The organism is Curtobacterium sp. VKM Ac-1393, from assembly GCF_015350995.1.
GTDB lineage: Bacteria > Actinomycetota > Actinomycetes > Actinomycetales > Microbacteriaceae > Curtobacterium.
In genome coordinates this window covers 574561-597967 of sequence record NZ_JADKRW010000002.1, presented here as the reverse complement: position 1 = coordinate 597967, position 23407 = coordinate 574561, and the positions used below count along the sequence as shown (strand labels likewise).

Genomic DNA, 23407 nt, shown 5'->3' with positions numbered 1-23407 from the left:
TATCCTGGCGCTCCGACCGAGAACAGGAGCACCAGGCCGAGTGAGCACGCCGCGGAACGACGTCCCGAAGCACGACGACACCCCGGACCGTCCCGGAGCGTCCCGGCCGACGTCGGCCCCGAAGCCGCGCAGCACCAGGCCGTCGGCCCGTGGCACGAAGCCCCGCCGCGGTGCCAAGGTCGCCGGGTCGAGTCGGCCCGCACCGCGTCGCCAGGCGCCCGTCCCCGAGCCGCAGCAGCACGGTGCATACCGCCGCTGGTACTCGACGCTGCACCCGTCGCTCCAGCTGATCGGGCTGCAGCTCTGGATGCCGCTGTTCTTCATCGTCGGCTTCTGCCTCTGCTACGTCTTCGCGTTCCACGCTCCACACCCGCACGACGTCCCGATCGCCCTGATCGGCAGCGACCCGACGCTCGTCGCGGCGGTGCAGAAGGCGTTGCCGGGCGAGTTCGTGTTCCACACCTACGACTCCCTGACCGCGGCGAAGCGCGACGTCCTCGCCGGGTCGATGGCTGTGGCGTACGACCCCGCCACGAACGAGTTCTTCAAGGCGAGCGCCCACCAGTTCCAGGTCGCGAACCTGGTGCCGGCGACGCTGACCGCGGTGCTGACCGGCATCGGCGTCGCGAGTCCGAAGGTCACGGAGCTCGCCGCGCTGCCCGCGTGGGACGAGTACGGCACCGTCCCGATGTACGTGATGCTCGCGTGGTGCATCGGCGGCTACATGGTCGCGATGTTCATCGGGATCATGGGCGGCCCGCTCCGGCACCGCACCCGCATGACGGTGATCGTCGTCGGCGGTCTCGTCATCTCCCTCATCACGAACACGCTCGCCGGACCGGTCGTCGGTGCGATCCACGGGCACTGGATCCAGCTCGTGCTCATCGCGTGGGGCTGGATCGTCGCGATCGGCCTCGCCGTCAACGGGCTGAGCTACTTCGTCGGCCGGTTCATCGCCGCGCCCGCGATGATCTGCTTCGTCTTCCTGTCGATGCCGTCGTCGGGTGGTGCGTACCCGAAGTGGTTCATGCCGGAGCCGTTCGCGTGGCTCAACAACGTCGTGGTCGGATCGAGCATGGTCGACATGATCAAGCACCAGATCTACGGCGTCGGCCCCGGACCGGCTCGTGGGCTCATCACGATGGGCTGCTACGCCGCGGCCGGCCTCGTCCTCATGTACTTCGGCAAGCAGTGGTGGGAGCGCCGACGCATCCGCGCCATCGTCACGGGGCGGACCACGATGTTCCAGGACGCCAACACCGCGAACCGTGAGTTCCTCGGCAAGCAGCGCGACGCCGAGCTCGAACGCCACGGCCTCGAGTCCACCGAGACCGGCACCCTGAGCGTGCTGAGCGACGACGACTGGGAGGACGCCCGCGCCGGCGGCGACGTCTTCACCGGCGGACGCGACGGCCTCGAGACCGAGACCACCCCCACCGGCCGCATCGCCGTGGTGCGCACCGAGAACCGCACGGGAGGCGCGGGGCCCGGACCGCGCACACGTCCCGTCCCACGCACCGAGGGCTCCAGGGCCCCGGTCCGGTCCGACAGGTCGGCTCGCGTCGACGCCACGGACGAGCACCCGCACGGCCGGCACGCGGACCGGTGAAGTGTCGGCGGCGGGTATCCTGGGCGGCATGAACCCCCGCATCACCTGGCACCGCGTCCTCGTCACCGTCGTCGTCGTGCTCCTCGTGCTGACGGTCGGCTTCTACGTCGCGAGCATCGTGCTCGCACCCGCCGACGGCCGGAACACCGCCGGGCTCTTCGTGGGCTGGGCGATGTTCGCCATGGTCGGCGCGATCGTGTTCGGGATCATCGACTTCTTCGTCCGGCCCCTCGGTGGTCGCAGCGGGGACGCCGAGGTCATCGCCGCCGCCGAAGAGGCGCGCACCGGCAGCACCCGCACGCAGCAGACCCGCTGACCCGCTGACCCGCTGACCGGCTCTACGCGGGTGTCGCGACGCCCGTCCCGGTGAAGCCGGCGACGGTGGCGTCGTCCTCTGCGAAGGTGAACCGGGCCCGCACGCTGCCCCCGTCGAGCACCCCCGGCAGCCAGTACCTCGCGTCGTCCCACATGGCGTCGAAGGGCACGTCGGCGACCGGGATCCACCGGGGTTCGAGTTCGTCCGACCCCGACGGGCTGCCCTGCCAGCGGCGGCAGACGAAGACGTCCGAGACCTGGGACCAGGACGGCCGGTACGGAAACCGGTAGTCCAACGTGCCACGGGCCTCCAGGTCGGCCGTCTCGAGACGCAGGCCGACCTCTTCACGCACCTCGCGCACGGCGGTCGCGACCGCCGTCTCGCCGGGCTCGCGCTTGCCGCCGGGGCCGACCAGGCGGCCGGTGCCGAGGCCGCGACGCTTCTCACCGAGCAGGACCTCCGGCCCGGTCTCACCGTCGCGCAGCAGGTAGACGACGACCACTCGGGGGTGCTGGGACTTGCTCTCGCGCGGGGTCACCCGTCCAGTGTGGCCGAAGTTGTGTCGTACGCTTTTCCCATGGCAGGCGTGCTGCGGGGGCACCATGGCTGAGCCCCGCAGGACCGGGCGCAGCCTCGAAGTGCTGCGCGCCGAGGCGGCCGAGGAGATCTCGATGCTCGTCGAACACCGGAGCCGTCAGGGCGAGGACCCGTGGGAGTTCATGCCGACGCTCCCCACGGTGGACGAGCAGGTCGTGCTGATCCTGCGGGCCGACGCGGTGGACCTCGACGCGGCCATCGGCAAGCGGAACGCCCAGTGGTCGATGCACCCGGCGTCCGGCCAGGGCACCGCGCTCGGCGAGGAGTACCACCGACTGCGACGGATCGCGCTGCAGCACCCGGAGCTGACCTCCGCGGTCTGGAAGCTCATGGGCGCCCTGCCCGACGCGAGCTGACGTCCGCGCACGGGGTGCGTGGACGCGTGTGCGGTTGGATGGATGCATGACCGAAACCGTGCTCGCGATCCTCAACCAGCCCTCCCGCGACGCCGCGCCGCACGACCCCGCCGCCGATGCCTTCACGTTCGCTGCGCCGCTCGAGGAACACCTCCAGGTGCAGGACCTCGGCATCATCCGCGGCGACGGCGTCTTCGAGACGATCACGGTGGTCGACGGACACCCGCAGGCCGTCGAACCGCACCTGGCGCGCTTCGTGCGGTCAGCCGCGATGCTCGACCTGCCGGAGCCCGATGTCGACGCGTGGCGCCGTGCCGTCGAGGCTGTCTGCGCCGAGCTCGACCCGGTGCGTGAGGCCTTCGTCAAGACCGTGCTGACCCGCGGCGTCGAGGGCAGCGACCGGCCGACGGGGTGGGCCTACGCCGCACCGTCCGGGGACTCCACCGCGGCGCGCACCGAGGGCATCTCCGTCGTGGTCCTCGACCGCGGGTACCGGCACGACGTCGAGCGGACCTCGCCGTGGCTGCTGCAGGGCGCGAAGACGCTGTCGTACGCGGTCAACATGGCAGCGCTGCGCGAGGCCGTCCGCCGTGGCGCCGACGACGCCCTGTTCGTGTCCAGCGACGGCTACGTGCTCGAGGGCACGCGCGCGAACCTCGTCATGAAGGTCGGCGACCGGCTCGTCACGCCCCGCACCGACATCGGGATCCTCGCCGGCACGACCCAGGCGGACGTCTTCCGGTTCGCCGAGCAGGAGGGCATCGAGACCGCCTACGAGCTCGTCACCCTCGCCGACCTGCAGGCCGCGGACGCGCTCTGGCTCGTGTCGAGCGTGCGGCAGGCAGCGCCGATCCGGTCGGTGAACGGTGCGACCCGGGCGATCGACGCGGACCTGACGGAGCGCATCAACGAGTTCCTGCTGGCGCGCGAGGGCTGATCCCGCCGCGTCCGCTGGGCCGACTGGTCGACTCCGCAAGACGCCGTCGTGTCGGTTCGACGCCGCCGAATTCGGCGGCGTCTCGCGGACGTGAGGGCGTGCGGCGGAGACGCCGGCGTCTTGTGGCCGGCCACGCGGCGGACGGGAGGCCCGTGGCGGCGTCGCCCCGTGCCTCCCGTCCGTCGTCGACTGCGCCCACTGCGGACGCAAGACGCCGTCGTGTTTGCAAAGCGCCGCCGGACTCGGCGGCGTCTCGCCCGTTCGGCGGCGTCTGACGGAGACACCGGCGTCTGGGGGCGGGGAGCTACCAGCGCGGGGTGGTGACGCCGACGCCGTCCGCCCACTCGAAGACCTGCCGGCCGTCGATCCAGACGCGCGTCGCGCGACTGGTGGCGTCGAGTGGGTCGCCGTCCCAGAGCACGAGGTCGGCGTCGTAGCCCTCGGCGAGCCGTCCGACGCGGTCGCCGAAGCCCAGGAACCCGGCCGGGTTGACCGTCAGCGCTTCGAGCGCGGTCTGGGCGGGCAGGCCCTCCTTCACCGCGGCGGTGGCCTGGTCGACGAGCATGCCGATCGGCACGACCGGTGCGTCCGTGGTGATCGCGACCCGGACGCCGGCGGCGGCGATGGTCGCGAGGTTCGGGATGCCGCGGTCACGGAGCTCGACCTTCGAGCGGCTGGTGAACAGCGGGCCGTAGATGACCGGGATGTCCTTCTCGGCCAACAGGCTCGCGATCTTGTGCGCCTCGGTGCCGTGGTTCACGACGAGTCGGTAGCCGAACTCCTCGGACAGCCGGATCGCGGTGGCGATGTCGTCGTGGCGGTGGGTGTGCTGATCCCAGACGAGCTCGCCGTCGAGGACGCGGACCAGGGCCTCCTTCGTCAGGTCGCGCGCGAACGGCTCCCCCTTCGAGGCGGCGGCGTCGCGGGCGGCACGGTAGTTCTGGGCCTCGACGAAGGCGTCACGGATGATCTTCGCGACGCCGAGGCGCGTCGACGGCGTCTGGCCCTTGCCGCCGTACACGCGCTTGGGGTTCTCACCGAGCGCGCTCTTGATGCTCACCGCGTCGGAGATGAGCTGTTCGTCGACGGTGCGCCCGCCCCAGGTCTTGATGGCGACGGTCTGGCCGCCGATCGGGTTGCCGGACCCGGGCTTCACGACGATGCTCGTGATGCCCCCGGCGAGCGCGTCGCGGAAGCCCTCGTCGTCGATGTCGATCGCGTCGATCGCGCGGACCCCGGCCATGTTCGGGCCGGTCATCTCGTTCGTGTCGTTGCCGGCCTCGCCGTTCGCCTCCTCGTGGATGCCGACGTGGCCGTGCGACTCGACGAACCCGGGCACGAGCCACGCACCGGCAGCGTCCACGACGGTCATCCCCGGGGGCGGTGTAACGTCCGGGCCGATCGCGGTGATGCGGCCGTCCTCGACGACGACCGCACCGCCGTCGAAGGCCGGAGCGGAGACGGGGACGACGTGGGCACCGGTGATCGCGAAGGAGTTGCTCATGCCACCAACGCTACGCGGGCCGGCGAAATACGGATTCTTGGCGTCGGGTGTCCGGGGGTGCTTACGCTCGCGGGATGGTGCATCGGAGCGAGACCCCGCCCACCCACGACGGCGGGTCCGTCGACGTCGGCTGGCCCGTCGACGTCGACTGGCCCGCCGACGTCGACTGGCCCGTCCACGACGTCGTGGAACGTCCGTGGCGGAGCAACCACCGGGGGTCCCGCGACGACCGCATGACGACGTCCGTGCGGGTGTCGCTACCGCCACGGATCGCCCGCGCCCGGTGGGTGCCCGGCGACGCCACCGAGGCGCTCCTCGATCGCGCCGCGGCAGCGCTCCGGTCGCTCGACGTCCACCACGGTTCACGGCTCGCGCCGCTCGGCTCGGTGATCGGCCGGACCGAGGCGGTCGCGTCCTCACGGATCGAGGACGAGTCCGCGTCGATCGACGACTGCGCCCGTGCGCTGGTCGGCATCCGTGCGAAGTCGAGTGCGACCGCGGTGGTCCGCGCGGCCGGCGCGGTCGAGGGCCTGGTCACCGCCGCGGACACCGGCACCATCACCGAGGCCGCACTGCTCACGGCGCACCGACGACTCATGTGCGACGACCCGATCGACGGGCGGTACGCCGGCCGGTACCGCGACGTGCAGAACTGGATCGGTGGCGGTGACACCCCGCGGCTGGCGACCTACGTCCCGCCGCCGCCGGAACTCGTCGCACCGCTGATGGCCGACCTGTTCGCCTTCCTGCACCGCACCGACCTGCACCCGATCGCCCAGGCCGCGATCGGTCACGCCCAGTTCGAGTCCATCCACCCGTTCACCGACGGCAACGGCCGCATCGGGCGTGCCCTGATCAGTGCCGTCCTGCGTCGCCGGGCTGTCACGACGACGGTGACCGCGCCGATCGCCACCGCGCTCGCAGCGGATCGGGACCGGTACTTCCGGTGCCTCGAGCGGTACCGCGACGGAGTCGTGGACGCCCTCGTGGCGGACGTCGCCATCGCGATCGGCACGGTGTGTGACGAAGCGACCGTGACCGCCCTGCTGCTCGACGAACACGCGGCCGACCGGGCAGCGGGGCCCTGCGCAGTCGGCCCGCACGCCGTCGTCGGCCGGGCGCTCTCCGACGATCCGGTCCTGACCGAGGACCACCTGCACGAGATGGTCCCGGCCGGGGCCGCCGATGCCGTGGCCTCGGACCTCGTCCGAGCGGGGGTACTGCGTCCGGTCACCGAGCGTCGACGCGACCGGGCCTGGGTGGCACCGGCGGTCGCGGCCGAGCTCGAGGCCTTCGAGCAGCGCGTGCAGGCCGCAGCGGTCGGCCGGACGCAGTCGGACCTGCTCCGCGCGGCGGCGTGACGCCCGGCTCGCCCCGGTGCCGTGCGCATAGGGTGGGACGGTGAGCACCGAGCACTCCCAGGCCACCCCGCCCACCGCCGCCAAGCGGCCCGTCACGCGGACCCACCACGGCATCGACTTCGTCGACGACTACGAGTGGCTGCGTGACAAGGAGTCGCCGGACACGCTGGCGTACCTCGAGGCCGAGAACGTCCACACCGACGCCGCGACCGAACACCTGGCCGCGCTCCGTGACCGCGTCTTCACCGAGGTCAAGAACCGCGTGCAGGAGACCGACCTGTCCGTGCCGGTGCGCATGGGCGACTGGTGGTACTTCACCCGGACGGCCGAGGGCAGCCAGTACGGCGTGCACTGCCGCGCGCCGATCAGCGGACCCGACGACTGGACGCCGCCCGCCGTCACCGAGGGCGAGGCCACACTCCCCGGCGAGCAGGTCGTCCTCGACGGCAACGCACTGGCCGACGGCCACGAGTTCTTCTCGCTCGGTTCCTACGACATCAGCGACGACGGCACCCGTCTCGTGTACGGCATCGACGTCGAGGGCGACGAGCGCTACACCCTGCACGTGCGCGACCTGGCGACCGGTACGGACCTCGGCGACGCGATCCCGAACACCGGTGCGGGCGCCACCTTCGACCCGGCCGGCCGCTACGTCTTCTACCCCACCGTCGACGAGTCGTGGCGCCCGGACAAGATCTGGCGGCACGCGGTCGGCACCGCCGCTGCCGACGACGTCCTGGTCTTCGAGGAGCCCGACGACCGCTACTGGGTCGGCGTCGGCGTGACCCGGTCGTCGCAGTACATCGTCATCGAGCTCGGGTCGAAGATCACCTCAGAGGCGCTGGTGCTCGACGCAGCCGACCCGACCGGAGAGTTCCAGGTCGTGTGGCCGCGGCGCGATGGAGTCGAGTACGAGATCGAGCACGCCATCGTCGGCGGCAGCGACCGGTTCCTGGTCCTGCACAACGACGGCGCCGAGAACTTCGAGCTCGTCGACGTCCCCGCTGACGACCCCACGTCCGAGCGCGACCGTCGGGTCGTCGTGGCGCACCACACCGAGCGCCGCATCGAGTCCGTCGACGCCTTCGCCGGGCACATCGCGCTCGAGTACCGCTCCGAGGCACTCCCCCGCATCGCGATCATCCCGATCGAAGGCGATGGGTACGGCGACGCGCACGAAGTCCCGTTCGACGAGGCGCTGTTCTCCGCCGGACTCGGCGGCAACCCCGAGTGGGACCAGCCGACGCTCCGCATCGGGTTCACCTCGTTCGTCACCCCGTCCGAGGTCAGCGACCTCGACCTGGCGACCGGCGAGGTGACCGTCCTGAAGCGCCAGCCGGTGCTCGGTGGCTACGACCCCGCCGACTACGCGCAGGAGCGCGACTGGGCCACCGCTGCCGACGGCACCCGGGTGCCGATCTCGCTCGTCTGGCGCCGTGACGCCGTCGACGCGGACAGGCCGTCGCCGCTCCACCTGTACGGCTACGGCTCGTACGAGCACTCCATCGACCCGGGCTTCAGCGTCATGCGCCTGTCGATGCTCGACCGTGGCGTCGTCTTCGCGGTCGCCCACGTGCGCGGCGGCGGTGAGATGGGCCGACACTGGTACGAGAACGGCAAGACCCTGACGAAGAAGAACACCTTCACCGACTTCGTCGCGGTCGCCGACCACCTGATCGAGTCCGGCCGCACCAGCGCCGACCGGCTCGTGGCCGAGGGCGGCAGCGCCGGCGGCCTGCTCATGGGCGCCGTGGCGAACATCGCGCCGGACCGGTTCGCCGGGATCGTCGCAGCGGTGCCCTTCGTCGACGCGCTCACGAGCATCCTCGACCCCGACCTGCCCCTGACGGTCATCGAGTGGGACGAATGGGGCGACCCGCTGCACGACGCCGAGGTCTACCGCTACATGAGCGAGTACACCCCCTACGAGAACGTCCGCGACGACGTGCAGTACCCCCGCATCCTGGCCGTGACCTCGCTCAACGACACCCGCGTGCTCTACGTCGAGCCGGCGAAGTGGACGGCGAAGCTGCGGGAGGTCGGGGCGCCGGTGCTGTTGAAGACCGAGATGTCCGCGGGCCACGGTGGCGTGAGCGGTCGGTACGCCTCGTGGAAGGAGCGGGCGTTCGAGCTCGCCTGGCTGCTCGACGTCCTGGGGCTGGCCGACGAGGCGCCCGAGTCGTCCGAGGTCTGAGCACTGAGCACTGAGTGAGCAGAAGAAGGCGGGTCGCCCACGGGCACCCGCCTTCTTCTGCACACTCGAGGCGCGGCGCCGATGCGCCTCACACCCGGTTGAGCGCGTGCACCGCCTCGTCGTAGGACTCTTCGGCCAGGCGCACGCGGTCTCCCGCGAGCACGCCGTACCCGAACGTCCCCTCGCCACCACGCTCGGCGATCGCGGCGTTGGTGCGCAGCGCATCGAGGGCGTGCAGGGAGCGGATCCGCTCGGTCAACACGTCGGCCGCGCTGCCGATCCGCTTCCACAGCGCGTGCGGGAACGCGTCGTCGCCGAGCACGTCCATCGCCATCCTCGCCCGCATCGTGCCCTGCCACGCAGCCTCGGTGGTGGCACGGTCGGCGGCCTCGCGCTCGGCGGCGGTGTCCGAGGTGTCGTCGGCGACCGCGGCCCGGACGAGTTCGCGGATGTGCGGCTTCACGACGGCGCTGACATCCTGCGCGACCTTCTTCGGCGAGCGCAGCGACCACTCGGTCGGGGTCGGCCGCTCGACTGCGTCATCGAGGGCGTCCAGCAGTTCGAGGAACGGTTCGCCGTGCACGAACGTGACGACGTCGCGCACGGACTGGTCGCGGCGTTCGCGGGTCGAAGCGAGGATGCGCTCGCGGGTGAGCGAGTCGACCAGGTCGTCCTGCGCCGGGGTGGACGCCCGCGGCAGCCGGTCGATCAGGTACTCGTTCAGGGCGGCGCGCGCGGTGACGGCAGCCAGGCCGTCGGCTGCTTCGGCGGCGCGGTCGACGGCGTCGCCTGCGGGGAACGCCGGACGGTACGCACCGAGGATCGAGGCGATCTCGAGCGCGGTCTCAGCCGTCTGCCGGAGGTCGGCCGCATCGCCGGAGCGCAGACGTGCCTCCTGACCGAGCAGCGCTGCGCGCAGCTTCCGCAGCCGCTTCGCCAGGACGCGTGCGGTCGTGCCCTTGGCCGGCTTCTCCTCGGTCTGGAGGCGCGGTGCCGGTGCTCCTGCCAGCCCACGTGCCAGCTTGGATGCGACGGCGGCGGGGCCGGCCCCGACGGCCGCGAAGCGCCCGTCGAGGGCTGCGAAGAGTTCGTGGGCGACCTGCGGGTCGACGCCCGCGACGGCCTCGACCTCGACCTCGCGCCAGGTACGCGGTGTCTCCGGCGCCTCGTCGTCGAGGCGCTGCGCGGAGACCTGGTCGTCGGCGAGCTCGGCCACCTGGTCACCGTCCTCGTCGAGCAGGCGGGTGACGGTGCGGGTGGTCGTGATCCGGACGACGGGGCGCAGACCACGGCCGCGGCGCTCGGTGAAGAGTGCTGCGAGGACCTCGTCGGGCACGGTGTCGGCGTCGTCGGTCAGGGCGAAGTGCTGCTCGTGGCGGACGGTGTCGGACTCGGCACGCTTGATGTGCCACCCGGCGTCCGATCCCCCGGTGCGTCGGCGCACCGTGACCCGCGCGGCCACCAGGTCGTACCGCTCGGTGTCCCAGTACGTCGCATCGAGCGAGAACGGCTCCTGGTGCTCGGTCCGGAGGATGCCACCGGCACCGACGAGGTCGGGCAGGGCACCGCCCTCTGGCAGGTCGTAGGTGCGCTCGATCTCGAGGTGGGTGTCGCTCACACGGTCTTGTCTACCAGGGCTTCGCCGTGCGCCTCGACCACTGCGGGCGCATCTGTGGAGAACCGAGACGCCACCGCTCCGGCGAGGACGATCGCCAGGTGCGGCAGGGCGACGAGGAACGGGCTCCACCGCACCGGGACGAGCGGGTAGAGCACGCCGGCCCACTGCAGGCAGAAGACCGCCACCGGGAGGATCAGGAGCGTCCAGGTCCACCGCGCAGTCCGCGCCGCGACCAGCCACCCGGCCAGGGCGAGGACGACCGGGACGAGGGCGATCGGCAGAGCCGTGGGCGGTGTGATGATCGGCTGCAGTGCACCGCCGACGGCCGCCGCGACGATCATGCTGGCGCCGAGGCGACGGCGGCGCACACTCGTCCGGAGCGCGAGCGCCGCCAGGGCGATGGCCGCACCCGGCACGAAGAACACCAGACACCACGCCCCGGTGACGCCGAGGACGCGGTCGGAGGCGCTCTCGTAACCGTAGTTCGGCTGCAGGATCAACCAGGCGCCGTCCGCGAGCAAGGACACGACCGCGAGGGCGACCAGCACCGGCACGGTCCGGATGGTGTGCGGTGCAGAACGGATGGGTGTCGGCAGTGCGGTCATGGTGTCCCCCCAGGTGGATCGGTGGCCGGCGCGTCGGTGGAAGAGCGCCGTGGTCAGTGCGCCGAACGCGAGTGCGGTCGGCGAGAGGTCGAGCTCCGGTGCGTCCCGGACGTCGGCGAGCCACTGCTCGCGGCGAGCTGCCCGGTGCGCTGCGGGTGAGACGGCGACGGCCGCGCCGACGAGCACGCGGTCGAGCGCGATCACGAGGTCACCGGCCGGTGGGTCGGACGGGCCGGTCGACCGGACGGGGCAGCACCGGCGGGTCGGCCGGCGACCAGGGTGCGTGCAGCCTCGGCCCCGTCGCCGGTGAACTCGTAGAGGCGACGACGCGGCCCGGGCCGATCGGTCTCGTCGTCCCACGACGAGGTGATCCACCCCTGCCGCTCGAGTCGCTCGAGGATCGGGTAGACGGTGCCGGCCTGACGCCCGGTGGCCTTGATGACGAGCAGCCCCCACGCCGGGCCGTCGGCGGTCAGCAGCGCGTCGAGCACGTCGAGCGTCGGGGCGGTGACGCGTCGGATCGGTTCCATGCGGCTTAACCTAGCTATATCGGATAAGCACGTCAAGGGCGTCCAGAAAGCGGGGTTAGCCTGACCGTATGAGCGACACGATCACCCGCGAGCAGTTCACCCCCGAAGCCGGCGGCGTCACGATGTTCACGACCACCTGGTGCGGCTACTGCGCCCGCCTGAAGAACCAGATGACGAAGGCCGGCGTGCCCTTCATCGAGGTCGACATCGAGCAGACCCCGGGCACGGCTGAGCTCGTCGCCGAGGTCAACGGCGGCAACCAGACCGTTCCGACGCTGGTGTTCCCAGACGGCAGCACGGCGACGAACCCCTCGCTGGCCGAGGTGCAGTCCCGCATCTGAGCCGCGGCGCCCTGACGCGAACCTCGCACAACCAAAGTCCGTCCGAACCACGTGATCGCGTGGTTCGGACGGACTTTGGTTGTGCGAGACGGATGCGCGACGCGCTCGCTAGCCCCCGAGCGCCTCGGTCAGCAGCGCAGCCATGGCGTCGAGCTGGATGTCCCCGGAGTCGACCAGTTCCTCGTCCGAGCCGTCGAGCGCGCGGGCGGCCAGGGACGCCTTCGAGTCGATGAGCTCGGCGATCTTGGTGTCGATCGTCTGCGCGGCGATGATGCGCCACGCGGTGACGGGCTCTTCCTGGCCGATGCGGTGCACGCGGTCGATCGCCTGGGTCTGCTCGGCGCTCGTCCACGACAGCTCGGCGAGCACGACGTTGGACGCCACCTGCAGGTTCAGGCCCACGCCGGCCGCGGTGAGCGAGCAGACGATCACCGCGACGTCGGGGTCGTTGACGAACGAGTCGATCTGCGCCGTACGCTGCGTGGCCGTCTGGTCGCCCCGGATCGTGGCGGTGCGCAGGCCTCGGCGAGCGAAGACCTCTTCGGCCTGGTCCATCACGTCGAGGTGCTTGGCGAAGAAGACCACCTTGCCGACGTTCGAGGCGAGCTGCGCGCCGTAGTCCGCCGCGAGCTGGGCCTTGGCGCGGCCGATGCGGCGGACCATCGAGAACACGTTCTCGCCGGTCGACGAGGAGTCCTGGTCCTCGAGTTCCCAGCGCGCGACCTGCCGCACGAGCTTGTGGTCGATGCCGACGACCGGGTCCTGCCCGGTGCGGGCGTCGAGCGCCTGGTGGTACCGACGGACGAGCTTCGCGGTGAGCTCGCGCTCGGCGTCGCGGATGGAGCGGCCCTCGTCGCCGTCGAGCTCGACGGGGATGTCGGCGATCCGGCGGGCCGGGATGTCCGCGGCGACGTCGACCTTGCGGCGTCGGACGATGCCCTGGTCGATCACGGCACGACGGGCCTCGACGAAGAAGCCCGGGTCGGCCGGGGTCAGCCCGATCTCCTCGAGCTCGTTCATGAGCTTCGCGCGGGGCTTCTTGTCGTCGATCCAGCCGAGGTACTCCCAGATGGTCCGGAAGTCCTCGACCGAGTTGATCAGCGGGGTGCCCGTCAGCGCCATGAGCAGCGGTGCCGCGGTGCGCTGCCGGATGCGGTCGGCGATCTGCAGCACGAAGCGGGCGCGCTGCGAGTCCTTGTTCTTGATGAAGTGCGCCTCGTCGACGACCATGCCCTTGAAGCCGAAGCTCCCGAGCCAGCCGGCGTGCCGGTCGAGGATCTCGTAGTTCACGATGATGATGTCGGCGAACCCGTCGAGGTCGTTGCCGTCGCCGTGGATGACCGTGGCGCGGTGGTTCGGCACCCAGCGCTCGGCCTCGCGCGCCCAGTTCGTCTTGACGACGTTCGGCACGACCACGAGCAGCGGGAACGCGTTCGCGGCGTCGGCGGCGAGCAGCGACTGTGCCGTCTTGCCGAGGCCCGGCTCGTCGGCGAGCAGGAACGTGCGGTGCCCCTGCGATGCGGCGGCGACCAGTTCGGCCTGGTGCTTCATGAGCGTGGTGCCCGAGCGGGAGTGCAGCGTCGCGGGCTCGGGCAGCGGCATCGTCGCCGCTCCCCCGCCTGCGCCGTACTCGAACGACTTGAACAGCGGGCCGAAGAGCTCCCAGTTCGCCAGGCGACGCGGGTGCGCGACGGGCTGGTCCGCGAGGGCGAAGTCCGGCGGCAGGAACGGGTTCGCGAGCTGGCGCTGCACGACCGCCTGCGGGGTGACCGCGCGCACCGGGGTCTCGGCGACCGGGGCAGGCTCGGTCGCGATGACGAGGTCCTCCGGCTGCAGTTCCATGCCACCGGCGATCATCATGTCGCGCTTGACGGCGCGGGTCGCCTCGGAGACCTGCACCTCTTCGGCCAGCAGCTGGATCACACTCGTGTCGCGCGCTGCGGTCTTCGCCAGGATCGTCGCGACGCCGTCGAGCCGCTTGAGCTGCTCGGCGCGCTGCGAGTCGGTGAGCTCCGTGTCGCCCTTCACCCGTGCGCGTTCTTCGCGCATGAGCAGTGCGACGGCCTGGAACTTCGTCCGGTTCGTCGCCTTGAGCGGTCCGCGCTGCGCCGCCGCCTCGACCTCGCGCACCGCGCGGGCGAGGACGGGGATCACGCCGTCGTTGTCCAGCGGCCTCGTCCGACGTGACGCGGTCCGCGTCCCGCCGGCTGCTCGCCGGGTGCCTGATCGAGCCAACGCTCCTCCTGTTCCGCCCACGCATCGGGGCGAGCCGCCCGTGGGGCGGAAGTCCTGCACCGGTGCCTGAAACGGCTCCGGCTCGGCTGCGGGCCACCGTGGCCCACCGCATCGCCGGTCCCCGCTTCGGGACGTCCGGTGGAGTCCCGCGGACCGTTCCACCACGAGCGCCTGCTCGGCGCCGGGTGCGACGGTCCGCGCCGGGATCCGGCGTCGTCACACGCACGTGACGCCCCCGCGGGACGGTCACGGCCCGGTTCCCGCGTCGATCAAGTGATCGACGGCTGCGTCCGGAATCGACGCGGCACGCGGGAACGCGGTGCGTGCGCGCTCAGTTTAGTCCCTGACCACCGACAGAGGCGAGTCTGCGTCGCCCGCGCGCGTCGCGTGCCCTGGACCGTCGTGTGTGACGGACGGGAGGCGCGGTGCGGGCCCGCCCCGCGCCTCCCGTCCGACGCCCGTCGCGTCCACCCCGCGAACGCGACGGAGCATCGGAGCCGTCAGACGCGGGGTGCGGACCGCGGGCGGACCAGGCCGGCCGACGGGAGGACCGGTGCGGCCTCGGCCAGGGCAGCGCGCGTGGCGGCGAGGAGCTGCTCCGCGGTCTGGATGCCGTTGGCGGAACCGGTGGTCGCCTGGCCACCGGCGTGGGCCAGCAACTGCGCGCCGATCGCCGGCCCGATGCGGTCGGACTCCCGTGGGTTGCGGGCGACCCAGTCGCGGGCGATCGCGTCGGCGAGGCGCTCGGCGGCCGCTCCACGGTCGGCGTCGCCGCGCGATCGGTGCCACAGACCCGTCACGACCAGGTGGGCGACGACCGCACCGATGTCGCGCACCGGGAAGCCCCAGCCGGCGGTGTCGATGTCCAGGAGTCCGGAGATGCGCCAGGGTTCGTCCTCGTCGACGAACACCTGCTCGAGGTGCAGGTCCCCGTGCACGACCTGCTTCGTCGCACTCGTCCAACCGATCGACCGGCGGCCGATGGCGTCGTACAGACGGTCGATCTCCGCGGCGTCCTGCGGCAGCGCGGTGATGAGGGTGCGGCGGTGCCAGTCGGCGTGGTCCATCGCGTCGGCACGGGCCTGCTGGGTCATCGGCACGGTGGCGACCCGCCCGCTCAGGGCCGCGAGCGACGCCACGAACCGCGGGTCGTCGGCGATGTCGAGGATGCGGCTGCCCGCCGGCACACCGCGGATGCGTTCGAGCACCAGGAGCCCGTCGCCCCGGCTGGACAACACGCGGGGTACCGGCAGCCCGGCGGTCACGAACTGCTCGTGCGACTGCACGATCGGCGCGACCCGGTGCGGGCGGACGACCTTGAGGAACAGGGTGCGCTCGGGGGCGTCCACCCGCACGACCGCGCGCTTGCCGGGCCGGTAGGCGGCGACCGTGAGCACGGGGTCGGTGACGGGCATGCCGAGTGTGGTCAGGAGTTCGGCGACGGCGTCGCGGTAGGTCACCTGCGGCAGCACCGGCAGGCCGGGGTCGTTCGGGTAGGCCCACACCGAGACCGGCTCGCCCGTCGCCGGGTCGGTGACGATCGCACTGTTCTGGTCGTGCGTGCCACCCGTGTCGACGTAGGTCAGGACCGTGGCGCGCTGGCCGTTCCGGTCCACCGTGTCGACCTCGTAGCCGTACAGGTAGCCGTTGCCCGAGGGCTCGACGGAGTGCGCCCGCGCGGCCACCACGGAGGCCCCGGAGCCGGCGAAGGCCTGCGGGATGACGCGCTCATGGTTGGGCCACACGACATCAGTCAACCGTGTCCCGGCGTTTTCGTCGCGTTCGTGCACGGCTCGGCGTGCGGGCGGTGGCTAGCGTGGTCGGCGTGAACCCGGTCGCGCGTCTCCGCAGCTCCAGTCGCACGCCGTTCCTGCAGGTCGTGAAGACCGCGGTCGCGGTCGTGGCGGCGGTGCTGCTGTGCCGGCTGCTCATCCAGGGACCGTTCCCGACCTTCGCCGCGATCGCCGCGCTGCTCGTCGTGCAGCCGAGCATCAACCAGTCGTTCGTCAAGGGCCTCGAGCGGAGCGCCGGCGTCGTGCTCGGCGTCGTGCTGGCCACCGGCTTCCACCTGCTGCTCGGCGACTCGGTGTGGGTCGTGCTGCTCGTCGTCGTGCTCGCGATCCTCATCGCGTGGGCGCTCCGGCTGACCCCGACCTCGGCGACCCAGGTCAGCATCAGCGGGATGCTCGTGCTCACCGCGGGGGTCGTCACGCCGAACTACTCGGCCGATCGGATCCTCGAGACGGTGATCGGTGCCGTCGTCGCCCTCGTGGTCAACGCCCTGATCATCCCGCCGGTGCTGCTCGAACCCGCACACCTGGCCGTCGCCCGGCTCGCCCGCGACACCGCCGTCGCGTTCGAACGCGTCGCGATCGGCCTGACCGAGGGATGGGACCGCGATCGGTGGCAGGACGCCCTCGTCCGGGCACGCGCCCTCCGGCAGCAGCACGCGAAGACCGAGGCATCGCTCACCGCCGCCCGGGAATCCCTGACCATGAACCCGCGGAGCGGCCGGCACCGTACGGTCCTGGACCGCGACGTCGTCATCACCGAGCACCTGCGCGTCCTGGTGACGCGCGTCACCGGCATGACGCGTGCGATCCGCGACAACACCGCTCCCGACCTGCGGGCCGACCCCGTCGTCGGCGGCATCGCGACCGAGGTCGCCCGGATCGGCGCGGACGTGCGGGCGCTGAGCGCGCGGGTCGAGTCGACGCGGCTCGACCCGTCGTTCGCTACCGGGTTCGGCTCCGGTTCGGGTTCCGGCGCTGACGCTGGCGCTCCGGCTGCGGCGACGTTCGACGAACCGGCGCTGACGGCGCCCATGCGGATCGTGCGGCCGAACTCGCGGCACTGGGTGCTCATCGGCGCCCTGCTCGAGGACATCCGCCGCGTTCGCGAGGAACTGCTCGGCGAGGACGACTGACGCAGCGCAGTGCATCAGTGCGTCAGCAGGTGGCTCGTGCTGCTTCCGCCGCCGTGTGGACGACGTCGTCCCAGATCACGGCGGCAGGCACGGCCGGATCGGTGCGCGGGACGCCGGCGTCGGCGAACCGGCTGATCTCCGCGACCACCGCTGCGGTGCCGACCTCGCGCGCGGCACGGCTCGCTTCGTCGGGGACGGCCGTCCGCAGCTCGGCGACCACGCGGTCGCGGCGGACGTCCTCGAGCTGGCCGAGCGCGCCGATGCCCTTCCAGGCGGCGTCGAGCTCCGTGCGGAGACGGACGATGGCCGGGTGGTCGACGGTCGAGTGGTCGACGGTCAGGCGTTCGACGGCCGAGTGGTCGGTCGAGTCGTTCATGGTGCCCCCTGGTGCAGCGGTCGGCACTTCGGGTAAGCGCTGTCCGCAGCGCGAGCCTACCAACGACGCTAGAAGTCCTCATGTCCCTAGAACGCGGGACAGACCGTTCTGCCCGTCGATGTGGCCCGCTCCTGTGACGAGATTCAGTGAGATCGGCCCGGGTACCGGCCCTCGACGCGGGTTCGATGCCACGATGGGTCCGAGGAGGTCCACTATGCGGCTGTTGGTGGTCGAGGACGACGACGAGATGCGTGCCCTGATGGAGCGCGGTCTCGCTGCCGAGGGGTACCGCGTGACGGCGGTCGAGAACGGGGTCGAGGCGCTCATCGCCCTCGGCGAGCAGGCATTCGACCTCGCGGTGGTGGACGTGATGATGCCCGGCATGTCCGGCTTCGAGCTCGCGCGCCGGATCCGTGAGCGCGAGGACCCCGTGCGGATCCTGCTCGTCACCGCACGGGACGGCGTGGACGACCGCGTGTTCGGCCTCGACGCCGGTGCGGACGACTACCTCACGAAGCCGTTCGCGTTCGCCGAGCTCACCGCTCGCCTCCGCGCCCTCGGTCGTCGTGAGTCCGCAGGCGCTCCCCGGACGATCGAGGTCGGCGACGTCTCCATCGATTCCGAGGCCCGCCGCATCTCGATCAAGGGCCAGCGCGTCGCCGTCAGCCCGACCGAGTTCGCACTGCTCCGACTGCTGGCGCGCTCCGCCGGCAGCGTGGTCGACCGACCGAAGATCCTCGAAGAGGTCTGGGACGGCTCGCAGCACGTCGACCCGAACGTCGTCGAGCAGTACATCTCGTACCTCCGCAAGAAGCTCACCGCGCACGAGGCGACCGTCGCGATCGCCACCGTCCGGGGCCGCGGGTACCGCCTGGATCTGATCGGGGCGTGACCGGGGCCTCCGCTCGCCCGGAGCCGGACCGCGCGCGACGTGGTCCGGTCCGCCCCCTGCGCCTGCTGTCCCTCCGAGCGCGGATCACGATCGGCTCGACGGCCATCGCCGCGGTCGTCATCGTGCTGCTCGTGCTCGTGATGCGCTTCCAGGTCGTGAGCGTCGTGGCGAGTGCGACCCGGACGCTGCTCGACGCCGACGCAGACCCGTACGTCGCCACGCTCGAGGTCGACAGCGACCCCGACCTGTCCCCACCGGGCAACGCGCAGCTCGTCGCCGTGGTCTCGCCTTCTGGCGACATCGTGCTGTCGACGATGCCGACCCGCGTCGAGCGCGCCCTCGGCAGCCTGACGTCGACCGCCGCCGGCACCTCGGTGATCCGGGTGTCGGGGTCCGAGTACCGGGTCGTCGTCGAACACCCGGTGAACCAGGCGGGTCGCTGGACCGTGGTCGCTGCCCGGAACGCGCAGGCCGAGGCGATCGTGGTCGACGACCTGACCTCGACCCTGTCGCTCACCGGTGTCGCGATCCTGCTCGCGTTCGGCATCGCGTCCTGGGTCCTGGCGACCGCGGCGCTCCGACCCGTGAACCGGATGCGCCGCGAGGCCGAACGGCTGTCCGTCGCCCCCGAGCGTGCAGAACTGCCGGTCGGTCCCGCGCAGGACGAACTGGCATCCCTCGCCACGACCCTCAACGCGTTCCTCGCCCGCACGCGGCAGGCCACCGAGCGGGAGCGGCAGATGGTGTCCGACGCCAGCCACGAGCTGCGCACCCCGCTCGCGATCCTCACCACGCAACTCGACCTGGCGTCGCTCGACGGTGACGACGCCGCCGCACTGGCTGCCCACATCGAGCGCGCCAAGCACAGCGTCGCCCGGCTCTCGCGCCTGGCGAACGACCTGCTCGCGCTCTCGCGGATCGAGGAGTCCGAGCGGCGGGAACAGGACGGCGACCAGCGCCCGGAGACCGGTTGGTCCGACCTCGGCGACGAGGTCATGGCCGCCGTCGACCGGGTCCGGCTCATCGCGTCGGCCAAGGACGTCACCGTCGACTTCGACCTCGAGGCCCCGGTGGCCGTCGGCGGTTCCGGACCGGGCATCGGTGGTGGGACCGTGGAGCCCCGGTACCGGCTCGACACCGGCGGCATGGCCCAGCTGGTCACGAACATCGCGGGCAACGCGGTGTCGGCGCTCCCCCGTGGCGGCGGCATCTTCGTCTCGTGGCGCAGCGCCGGTGGCGAGGGCGTCCTGCAGGTCACCGACGACGGGCCCGGCGTACCCGAGTCGTTCATCCCGGTCGCGTTCGACCGGTTCACCCGACCGGACGAAGCCCGCAAGTCGCGGCCGAACCCCGATCCGGCAACGGGTGCGATCGCCCTGCCGGGTGGGTCCGGCCTCGGGCTCGCCATCGTGCGTGCGGTGGCCGAGCGTGCCGGCGGGACGGCGTCGCTGCGGAACGTGCGCTCCGGCGGGCTCGAGGTCACGGTGCGGCTGCCCGAGGTCCGGTAGCCGCACGCCTGCACCCGCGCGTGCACCCGCGTCTGCGCTGTGTTGGCTCCCGACTGTGCTGGCTCCCGCTCACTGGAAGTCCCGCGACCGCGTACGGACGGACAGCGACAGGTGCTCGATCCGGTCCGCCACCAGGTTGACCACCCCGTCGGGCGACCGCTCGAGGATCCCCCGGACGATCACCGCCGGGGATTCCCGTGCCACCCGGCGGTACCGCCCCCAGACCCCGACGCTGCAGATCACGTTGACCAGCCCGGTCTCGTCCTCGACGTTCAGGAACGTGATCCCCGACGCCGTCGCCGGACGCTGCCGGTGCGTGACGATCCCACCGATCTCGACCCGCCGCCCGGTCTCGGCGGTCGCGGTGTCCTGCACGCTGAGGACCCGACGAGCGGCGAGCCGGTCGCGCACGTGCCGCACGGGGTGGTCGTCGGTCGTCAGTCCCGTCGACCACATGTCGGCGATCAGGACGTCACCGCTCGTCATCTGCCCGAACAGCGGTGGCTGCACGACGACCTGCGTGTCCGGCAGCTGGTCGGCACGCTCCGCTGCAGCCTGTGCCGCCGACCACATCGCACCGCGGCGGTCGATGGCGAACGGGGCGAAGGCGTCGGCCGCGGCGAGCGCCTCGAGCTGCGCCGTCGTCAGTCCCACCCGGCGGGCCAGGTCGGACATGTCGGTGAACGGACCGTTCGCGTCGCGCTCGGCGACGATCTTCTCGGCGCTCTTCCGGCTGAGCGAGGCGACCTCGGCGAGCCCGAGCCGGACCGCGAAGGCGCCGTCGCGGCGGTGTCGGGCGGTGTCGTCCGGCAGTGCCTTGTCGAAGGGCAGCACCGGTGGCTGCTCGGTGAGCAGGCAGGCGTCGTCACCGCACGGTGGCACCACTGCGTCGTCGCCGAGCGGCTCGAGCGTCGCGTCGACGCCCGACCGCAGGATGTCCGGCCGGAGCACCTGGACGCCGTGCCGCCGGGCGTCGGCGACCAGGGTCTGCGGCGAGTAGAACCCCATGGGCTGCGCCCGGAGCAGCGCGGCCAGGAACGCCCCCGGGTAGTGCAGCCGCATCCAGGCGCTTGCGTAGACGATGAGGGCGAAGCTGATCGAGTGGCTCTCCGCGAAGCCGAAGTTCGCGAACGCCTGGATCTTCGCGTAGATCGCGTCGGCGTCCTCGCCTTGGATGCCGTTGTCCGACATGCCCGCGTAGAGCTTGTCGCGGAGCCGGTCGATCTTCTCGTGCCCGCGTTTCGACCCCATCGCCCGCCGCAGCAGGTCGGCGTCGTCGCCGGAGCAGTTGCCGACCGCGATCGCCATCTGCATGAGCTGCTCCTGGAACAGCGGGACCCCGAGGGTCCGTTCGAGCACCGGCTCGAGCGACGGGTGGATGTAGGTGATCGGCTCTTCGCCGGTCCGCCGGCGGATGTACGGGTGCACGGCACCGCCCTGGATCGGACCGGGGCGGACGAGGGCGACCTCGATCACCAGGTCGTAGAACCGACGTGGGAGCAGCCGGGGCAGCGTGCCCATCTGCGCACGGGACTCCACCTGGAACACCCCGATCGTGTCCGCTCGGCAGAGCTGGTCGTAGACGCCCTGCTCCTCCTTCGGCATGGAGTGCATCTCCCAGCGTTCCCCGCAGTGCTCCGCCGCCAGGTCGAACGAGTACTGCAGCGCTGCGAGCATGCCGAGGCCGAGCATGTCGAACTTCACGAGCCCCATGAAGGCGCAGTCGTCCTTGTCCCACTGCAGCACCGTGCGGCCGTCCATCCGGGCGTGCTCGATCGGGACGACCTCGCCCACCGGGCGGTCGGTGAGCACCATGCCGCCCGAGTGGATGCCGAGGTGGCGCGGGAACCCCAGGACGTCGCTCGCCAGCCCGACGACCGCCGGCGGGATGTCGTGGTCCTGGCTCTCGGTCACCGAGCCCCACCGTTCGACCTGCTTCGACCAGGCGTCCTGCTGCCCCGGGCTGTGGCCGAGGGCCTTCGCCATGTCACGCACGGCACCCTTCGGCCGGTAGGTGATGACGTTCGCGACCTGGGCGGCGTTGTACCGGCCGTACTTCTCGTAGACGTACTGGATCACCTCTTCGCGGCGGTCCGAGTCGAAGTCGACGTCGATGTCGGGCTCCTCGTCGCGCATCGCCGACAGGAACCGCTCGAACGGCAGGCCGTAGCGGATCGAGTCCACCGCGGTGATCTCGAGCAGGTAGCAGACCGCCGAGTTCGCGGCGGAACCCCGCCCCTGGCACAGGATCCCCCGGCCGCGGGCGTACTGCACCATGTCCCGCACGATCAGGAAGTAGCCGGGGAAGTTCTTGTCCTCGATCACCGCGAGTTCGCGTTCGATGCGCTCGCGCTTCTGCGGGTCCACTCCGTCGGCACCGCCGGGGTAGAGCCGCCGGGCGCCCGTCCAGGTGAGCTCCCGCAACCAGGACATCGCGGTGTGCCCGTCGGGGACGTCGAGGTCCGGGAGCCCGGGCGTGACCGTGCGCAGCCGGAACCCGAGCTCGTCGGCGAGCGTGACGGTGTTCTCGATGGCGCCCGGGTAGCGACCGAACCGTCGGGTCATCTCGACCCCGGAGCGCAGGTGCGCGGTGTCGGCGGCCGGCAGCCACCCGTCGATCTCGTCGAGGCTGCGCCGGGCGCGGACCGCGGCCAGGGCCGTCGCCACCGGGAACCGGTCCGGGGTCGCGTAGTGGACGTTGCCGGTCGCGACCAGGGGCAGCGCGTACCGCTCGGCGAGGGTCGACAGGGCGTCGTTCCGGGCGCTGTCGAGCGGGTCACCGTGGTCGAGGAGTTCCACGACGACGTTGCCGCTGCCGAAACGGTCGAGCAGCACGCGCAGGGCGGTCTCCGCCGCGGACTCTCCGCCGTGCTCGAGCGCCTGTCGGACGGTGCCCTTCCGGCACCCGGTGAGCACGCGCCAGTGCCCGTCGGCCCGGCCCGCGAGGTCGTCGAGGTCGTAGCGCGGGCTGCCCTTCTCGGAACCGGCGGCGAGGTGCGCGCTCGTCACCGCCCCCGCGAGCCGGTGGTAGCCGTCCTGCCCGTCGGCGAGCAGGAGCAGGTGCGACCCCTCGGGATCGGGCACACCGTTCTGCGGTTCGGTCAGACCGAGGGAGAGCTCGGTGCCGTAGACGGTGCCGACCTGCGGGTACGCCTCGGCCACCTCGGCCATCCGGGCGGCACCGTAGAAGCCGTCGTGGTCGGTGAGGGCGAGCGCGTGCAGACGCAACCGTGCGGCTTCCTCGAACAGCTGCTCGGGCTGGCTCGCACCGTCGAGGAAGCTGAAGGCCGAGTGCGCGTGCAGTTCGGCGTACGGCACCACCGGAACGCCGTCGTCCGCGGACGACGGCCGGTCGGTGGGGACGTACGGCTCGCGCTTCCGCGACCACGCCGGGCTGTCCCCGCCGTCACCCTCGTTCCCCGACCCGGGGCTCCGCTTGTCCGACAGGGCGCGTTCGAACTGCGACCACGGGACGGGTGGGTTGCTGTAGCCCATCAGGTCC

General features: G+C 71.8%; 19 protein-coding genes. 10 read left to right on the top strand and 9 right to left on the bottom strand.

Annotation, left to right across the window (positions count from 1 at the left end):
- Positions 1-40: 40 nt before the first annotated feature.
- On the top strand, positions 41-1609 hold the full coding sequence (locus tag ITJ59_RS06650; protein WP_194650297.1) for an ABC transporter permease: 1569 nt from the start codon (positions 41-43) through the stop codon (positions 1607-1609).
- Positions 1610-1637: 28 nt separating this feature from the next.
- The gene (locus tag ITJ59_RS06645) at positions 1638-1925 is read left to right on the top strand and encodes a hypothetical protein (protein WP_111084562.1); all 288 of its coding nucleotides are present in this window, start codon (positions 1638-1640) and stop codon (positions 1923-1925) included.
- Positions 1926-1947: 22 nt separating this feature from the next.
- On the opposite strand, the gene ITJ59_RS06640 is transcribed toward ITJ59_RS06645, so the two are convergent.
- Entirely contained in the window at positions 1948-2463 is a 516-nt protein-coding gene (locus ITJ59_RS06640; RefSeq protein WP_194650296.1) for an 8-oxo-dGTP diphosphatase, read from the bottom strand.
- A gap of 64 nt (positions 2464-2527) precedes the next feature.
- On the opposite strand from ITJ59_RS06640, the gene ITJ59_RS06635 reads away from it, so the two are divergent.
- Together ITJ59_RS06635 and ITJ59_RS06630 are read left to right on the top strand one after the other, a co-directional pair.
- Positions 2528-2878 carry a tryptophan synthase subunit alpha gene (locus ITJ59_RS06635; protein ID WP_194650295.1) on the top strand — a complete coding sequence of 117 codons (351 nt, stop codon included), beginning with the start codon at positions 2528-2530 and terminating at the stop codon, positions 2876-2878.
- A gap of 46 nt (positions 2879-2924) precedes the next feature.
- The gene (locus tag ITJ59_RS06630; protein ID WP_194650294.1) at positions 2925-3815 is read left to right on the top strand and encodes an aminodeoxychorismate lyase; all 891 of its coding nucleotides are present in this window, start codon (positions 2925-2927) and stop codon (positions 3813-3815) included.
- A 304-nt stretch (positions 3816-4119) separates the two neighbouring features.
- On the opposite strand, the gene ITJ59_RS06625 is transcribed toward ITJ59_RS06630, so the two are convergent.
- Positions 4120-5319, bottom strand: a complete 1200-nt coding sequence (locus ITJ59_RS06625; protein ID WP_194650293.1) for an amidohydrolase — start codon at positions 5317-5319, stop codon at positions 4120-4122.
- A 74-nt stretch (positions 5320-5393) separates the two neighbouring features.
- Between ITJ59_RS06625 and ITJ59_RS06620 the strand changes: the two genes are divergently transcribed.
- Together ITJ59_RS06620 and ITJ59_RS06615 are read left to right on the top strand one after the other, a co-directional pair.
- Positions 5394-6680 carry a Fic family protein gene (locus tag ITJ59_RS06620; RefSeq protein WP_194650292.1) on the top strand — a complete coding sequence of 429 codons (1287 nt, stop codon included), beginning with the start codon at positions 5394-5396 and terminating at the stop codon, positions 6678-6680.
- 40 nt (positions 6681-6720) lie between these two features.
- Positions 6721-8874: a S9 family peptidase gene (locus tag ITJ59_RS06615; protein WP_194650291.1), complete on the top strand. Its 2154-nt coding sequence runs from the start codon at positions 6721-6723 to the stop codon at positions 8872-8874.
- An 88-nt stretch (positions 8875-8962) separates the two neighbouring features.
- Here ITJ59_RS06615 and ITJ59_RS06610 read toward each other — a convergent pair whose 3' ends face one another.
- The 3 genes from ITJ59_RS06610 to ITJ59_RS06600 are packed head-to-tail and all read right to left on the bottom strand — an operon-like array spanning position 8963 to position 11627.
- Positions 8963-10492 (bottom strand): CYTH domain-containing protein, encoded by a 1530-nt coding sequence (locus ITJ59_RS06610; protein ID WP_194650290.1) that lies wholly within the window; start codon positions 10490-10492, stop codon positions 8963-8965.
- Entirely contained in the window at positions 10489-11301 is an 813-nt protein-coding gene (locus ITJ59_RS19575) for a hypothetical protein (RefSeq protein WP_194650289.1), read from the bottom strand. The genes ITJ59_RS06610 and ITJ59_RS19575 overlap by 4 nt, the downstream gene beginning before the upstream one ends.
- Positions 11298-11627 carry a PadR family transcriptional regulator gene (locus tag ITJ59_RS06600; protein WP_194650288.1) on the bottom strand — a complete coding sequence of 110 codons (330 nt, stop codon included), beginning with the start codon at positions 11625-11627 and terminating at the stop codon, positions 11298-11300. The genes ITJ59_RS19575 and ITJ59_RS06600 overlap by 4 nt, the downstream gene beginning before the upstream one ends.
- Positions 11628-11695: 68 nt before the next feature.
- On the opposite strand from ITJ59_RS06600, the gene ITJ59_RS06595 reads away from it, so the two are divergent.
- On the top strand, positions 11696-11968 hold the full coding sequence (locus ITJ59_RS06595; protein WP_194650287.1) for a mycoredoxin: 273 nt from the start codon (positions 11696-11698) through the stop codon (positions 11966-11968).
- 108 nt (positions 11969-12076) lie between these two features.
- Here the strand turns inward: ITJ59_RS06595 and ITJ59_RS06590 are convergent, their stop codons facing one another.
- Together ITJ59_RS06590 and ITJ59_RS06585 are read right to left on the bottom strand one after the other, a co-directional pair.
- Positions 12077-14203, bottom strand: coding sequence for a DEAD/DEAH box helicase (locus tag ITJ59_RS06590; RefSeq protein WP_194650286.1), 2127 nt, complete (start codon positions 14201-14203; stop codon positions 12077-12079).
- A 500-nt stretch (positions 14204-14703) separates the two neighbouring features.
- Entirely contained in the window at positions 14704-15948 is a 1245-nt protein-coding gene (locus tag ITJ59_RS06585) for a phosphotransferase (RefSeq protein ID WP_194650285.1), read from the bottom strand.
- An 80-nt stretch (positions 15949-16028) separates the two neighbouring features.
- Here ITJ59_RS06585 and ITJ59_RS06580 point away from each other — a divergent pair, with 80 nt between their 5' ends.
- Entirely contained in the window at positions 16029-17129 is a 1101-nt protein-coding gene (locus tag ITJ59_RS06580) for an FUSC family protein (protein ID WP_194650284.1), read from the top strand.
- A gap of 22 nt (positions 17130-17151) precedes the next feature.
- On the opposite strand, the gene ITJ59_RS06575 is transcribed toward ITJ59_RS06580, so the two are convergent.
- Positions 17152-17505, bottom strand: a complete 354-nt coding sequence (locus ITJ59_RS06575; protein WP_194650283.1) for a hypothetical protein — start codon at positions 17503-17505, stop codon at positions 17152-17154.
- A gap of 214 nt (positions 17506-17719) precedes the next feature.
- Between ITJ59_RS06575 and ITJ59_RS06570 the strand changes: the two genes are divergently transcribed.
- Both ITJ59_RS06570 and ITJ59_RS06565 read left to right on the top strand, forming a co-directional pair.
- A complete protein-coding gene (locus ITJ59_RS06570; protein WP_194650282.1) occupies positions 17720-18397 on the top strand; it encodes a response regulator transcription factor in 678 nt (225 codons plus the stop codon).
- Positions 18394-19905 (top strand): sensor histidine kinase, encoded by a 1512-nt coding sequence (locus tag ITJ59_RS06565; RefSeq protein WP_194650281.1) that lies wholly within the window; start codon positions 18394-18396, stop codon positions 19903-19905. Before ITJ59_RS06570 ends, ITJ59_RS06565 begins: the two co-directional genes overlap by 4 nt.
- Before the next feature lie 69 nt (positions 19906-19974).
- Here the strand turns inward: ITJ59_RS06565 and ITJ59_RS06560 are convergent, their stop codons facing one another.
- Entirely contained in the window at positions 19975-23400 is a 3426-nt protein-coding gene (locus ITJ59_RS06560; protein ID WP_194650280.1) for an error-prone DNA polymerase, read from the bottom strand.
- Positions 23401-23407 lie beyond the last annotated feature (7 nt).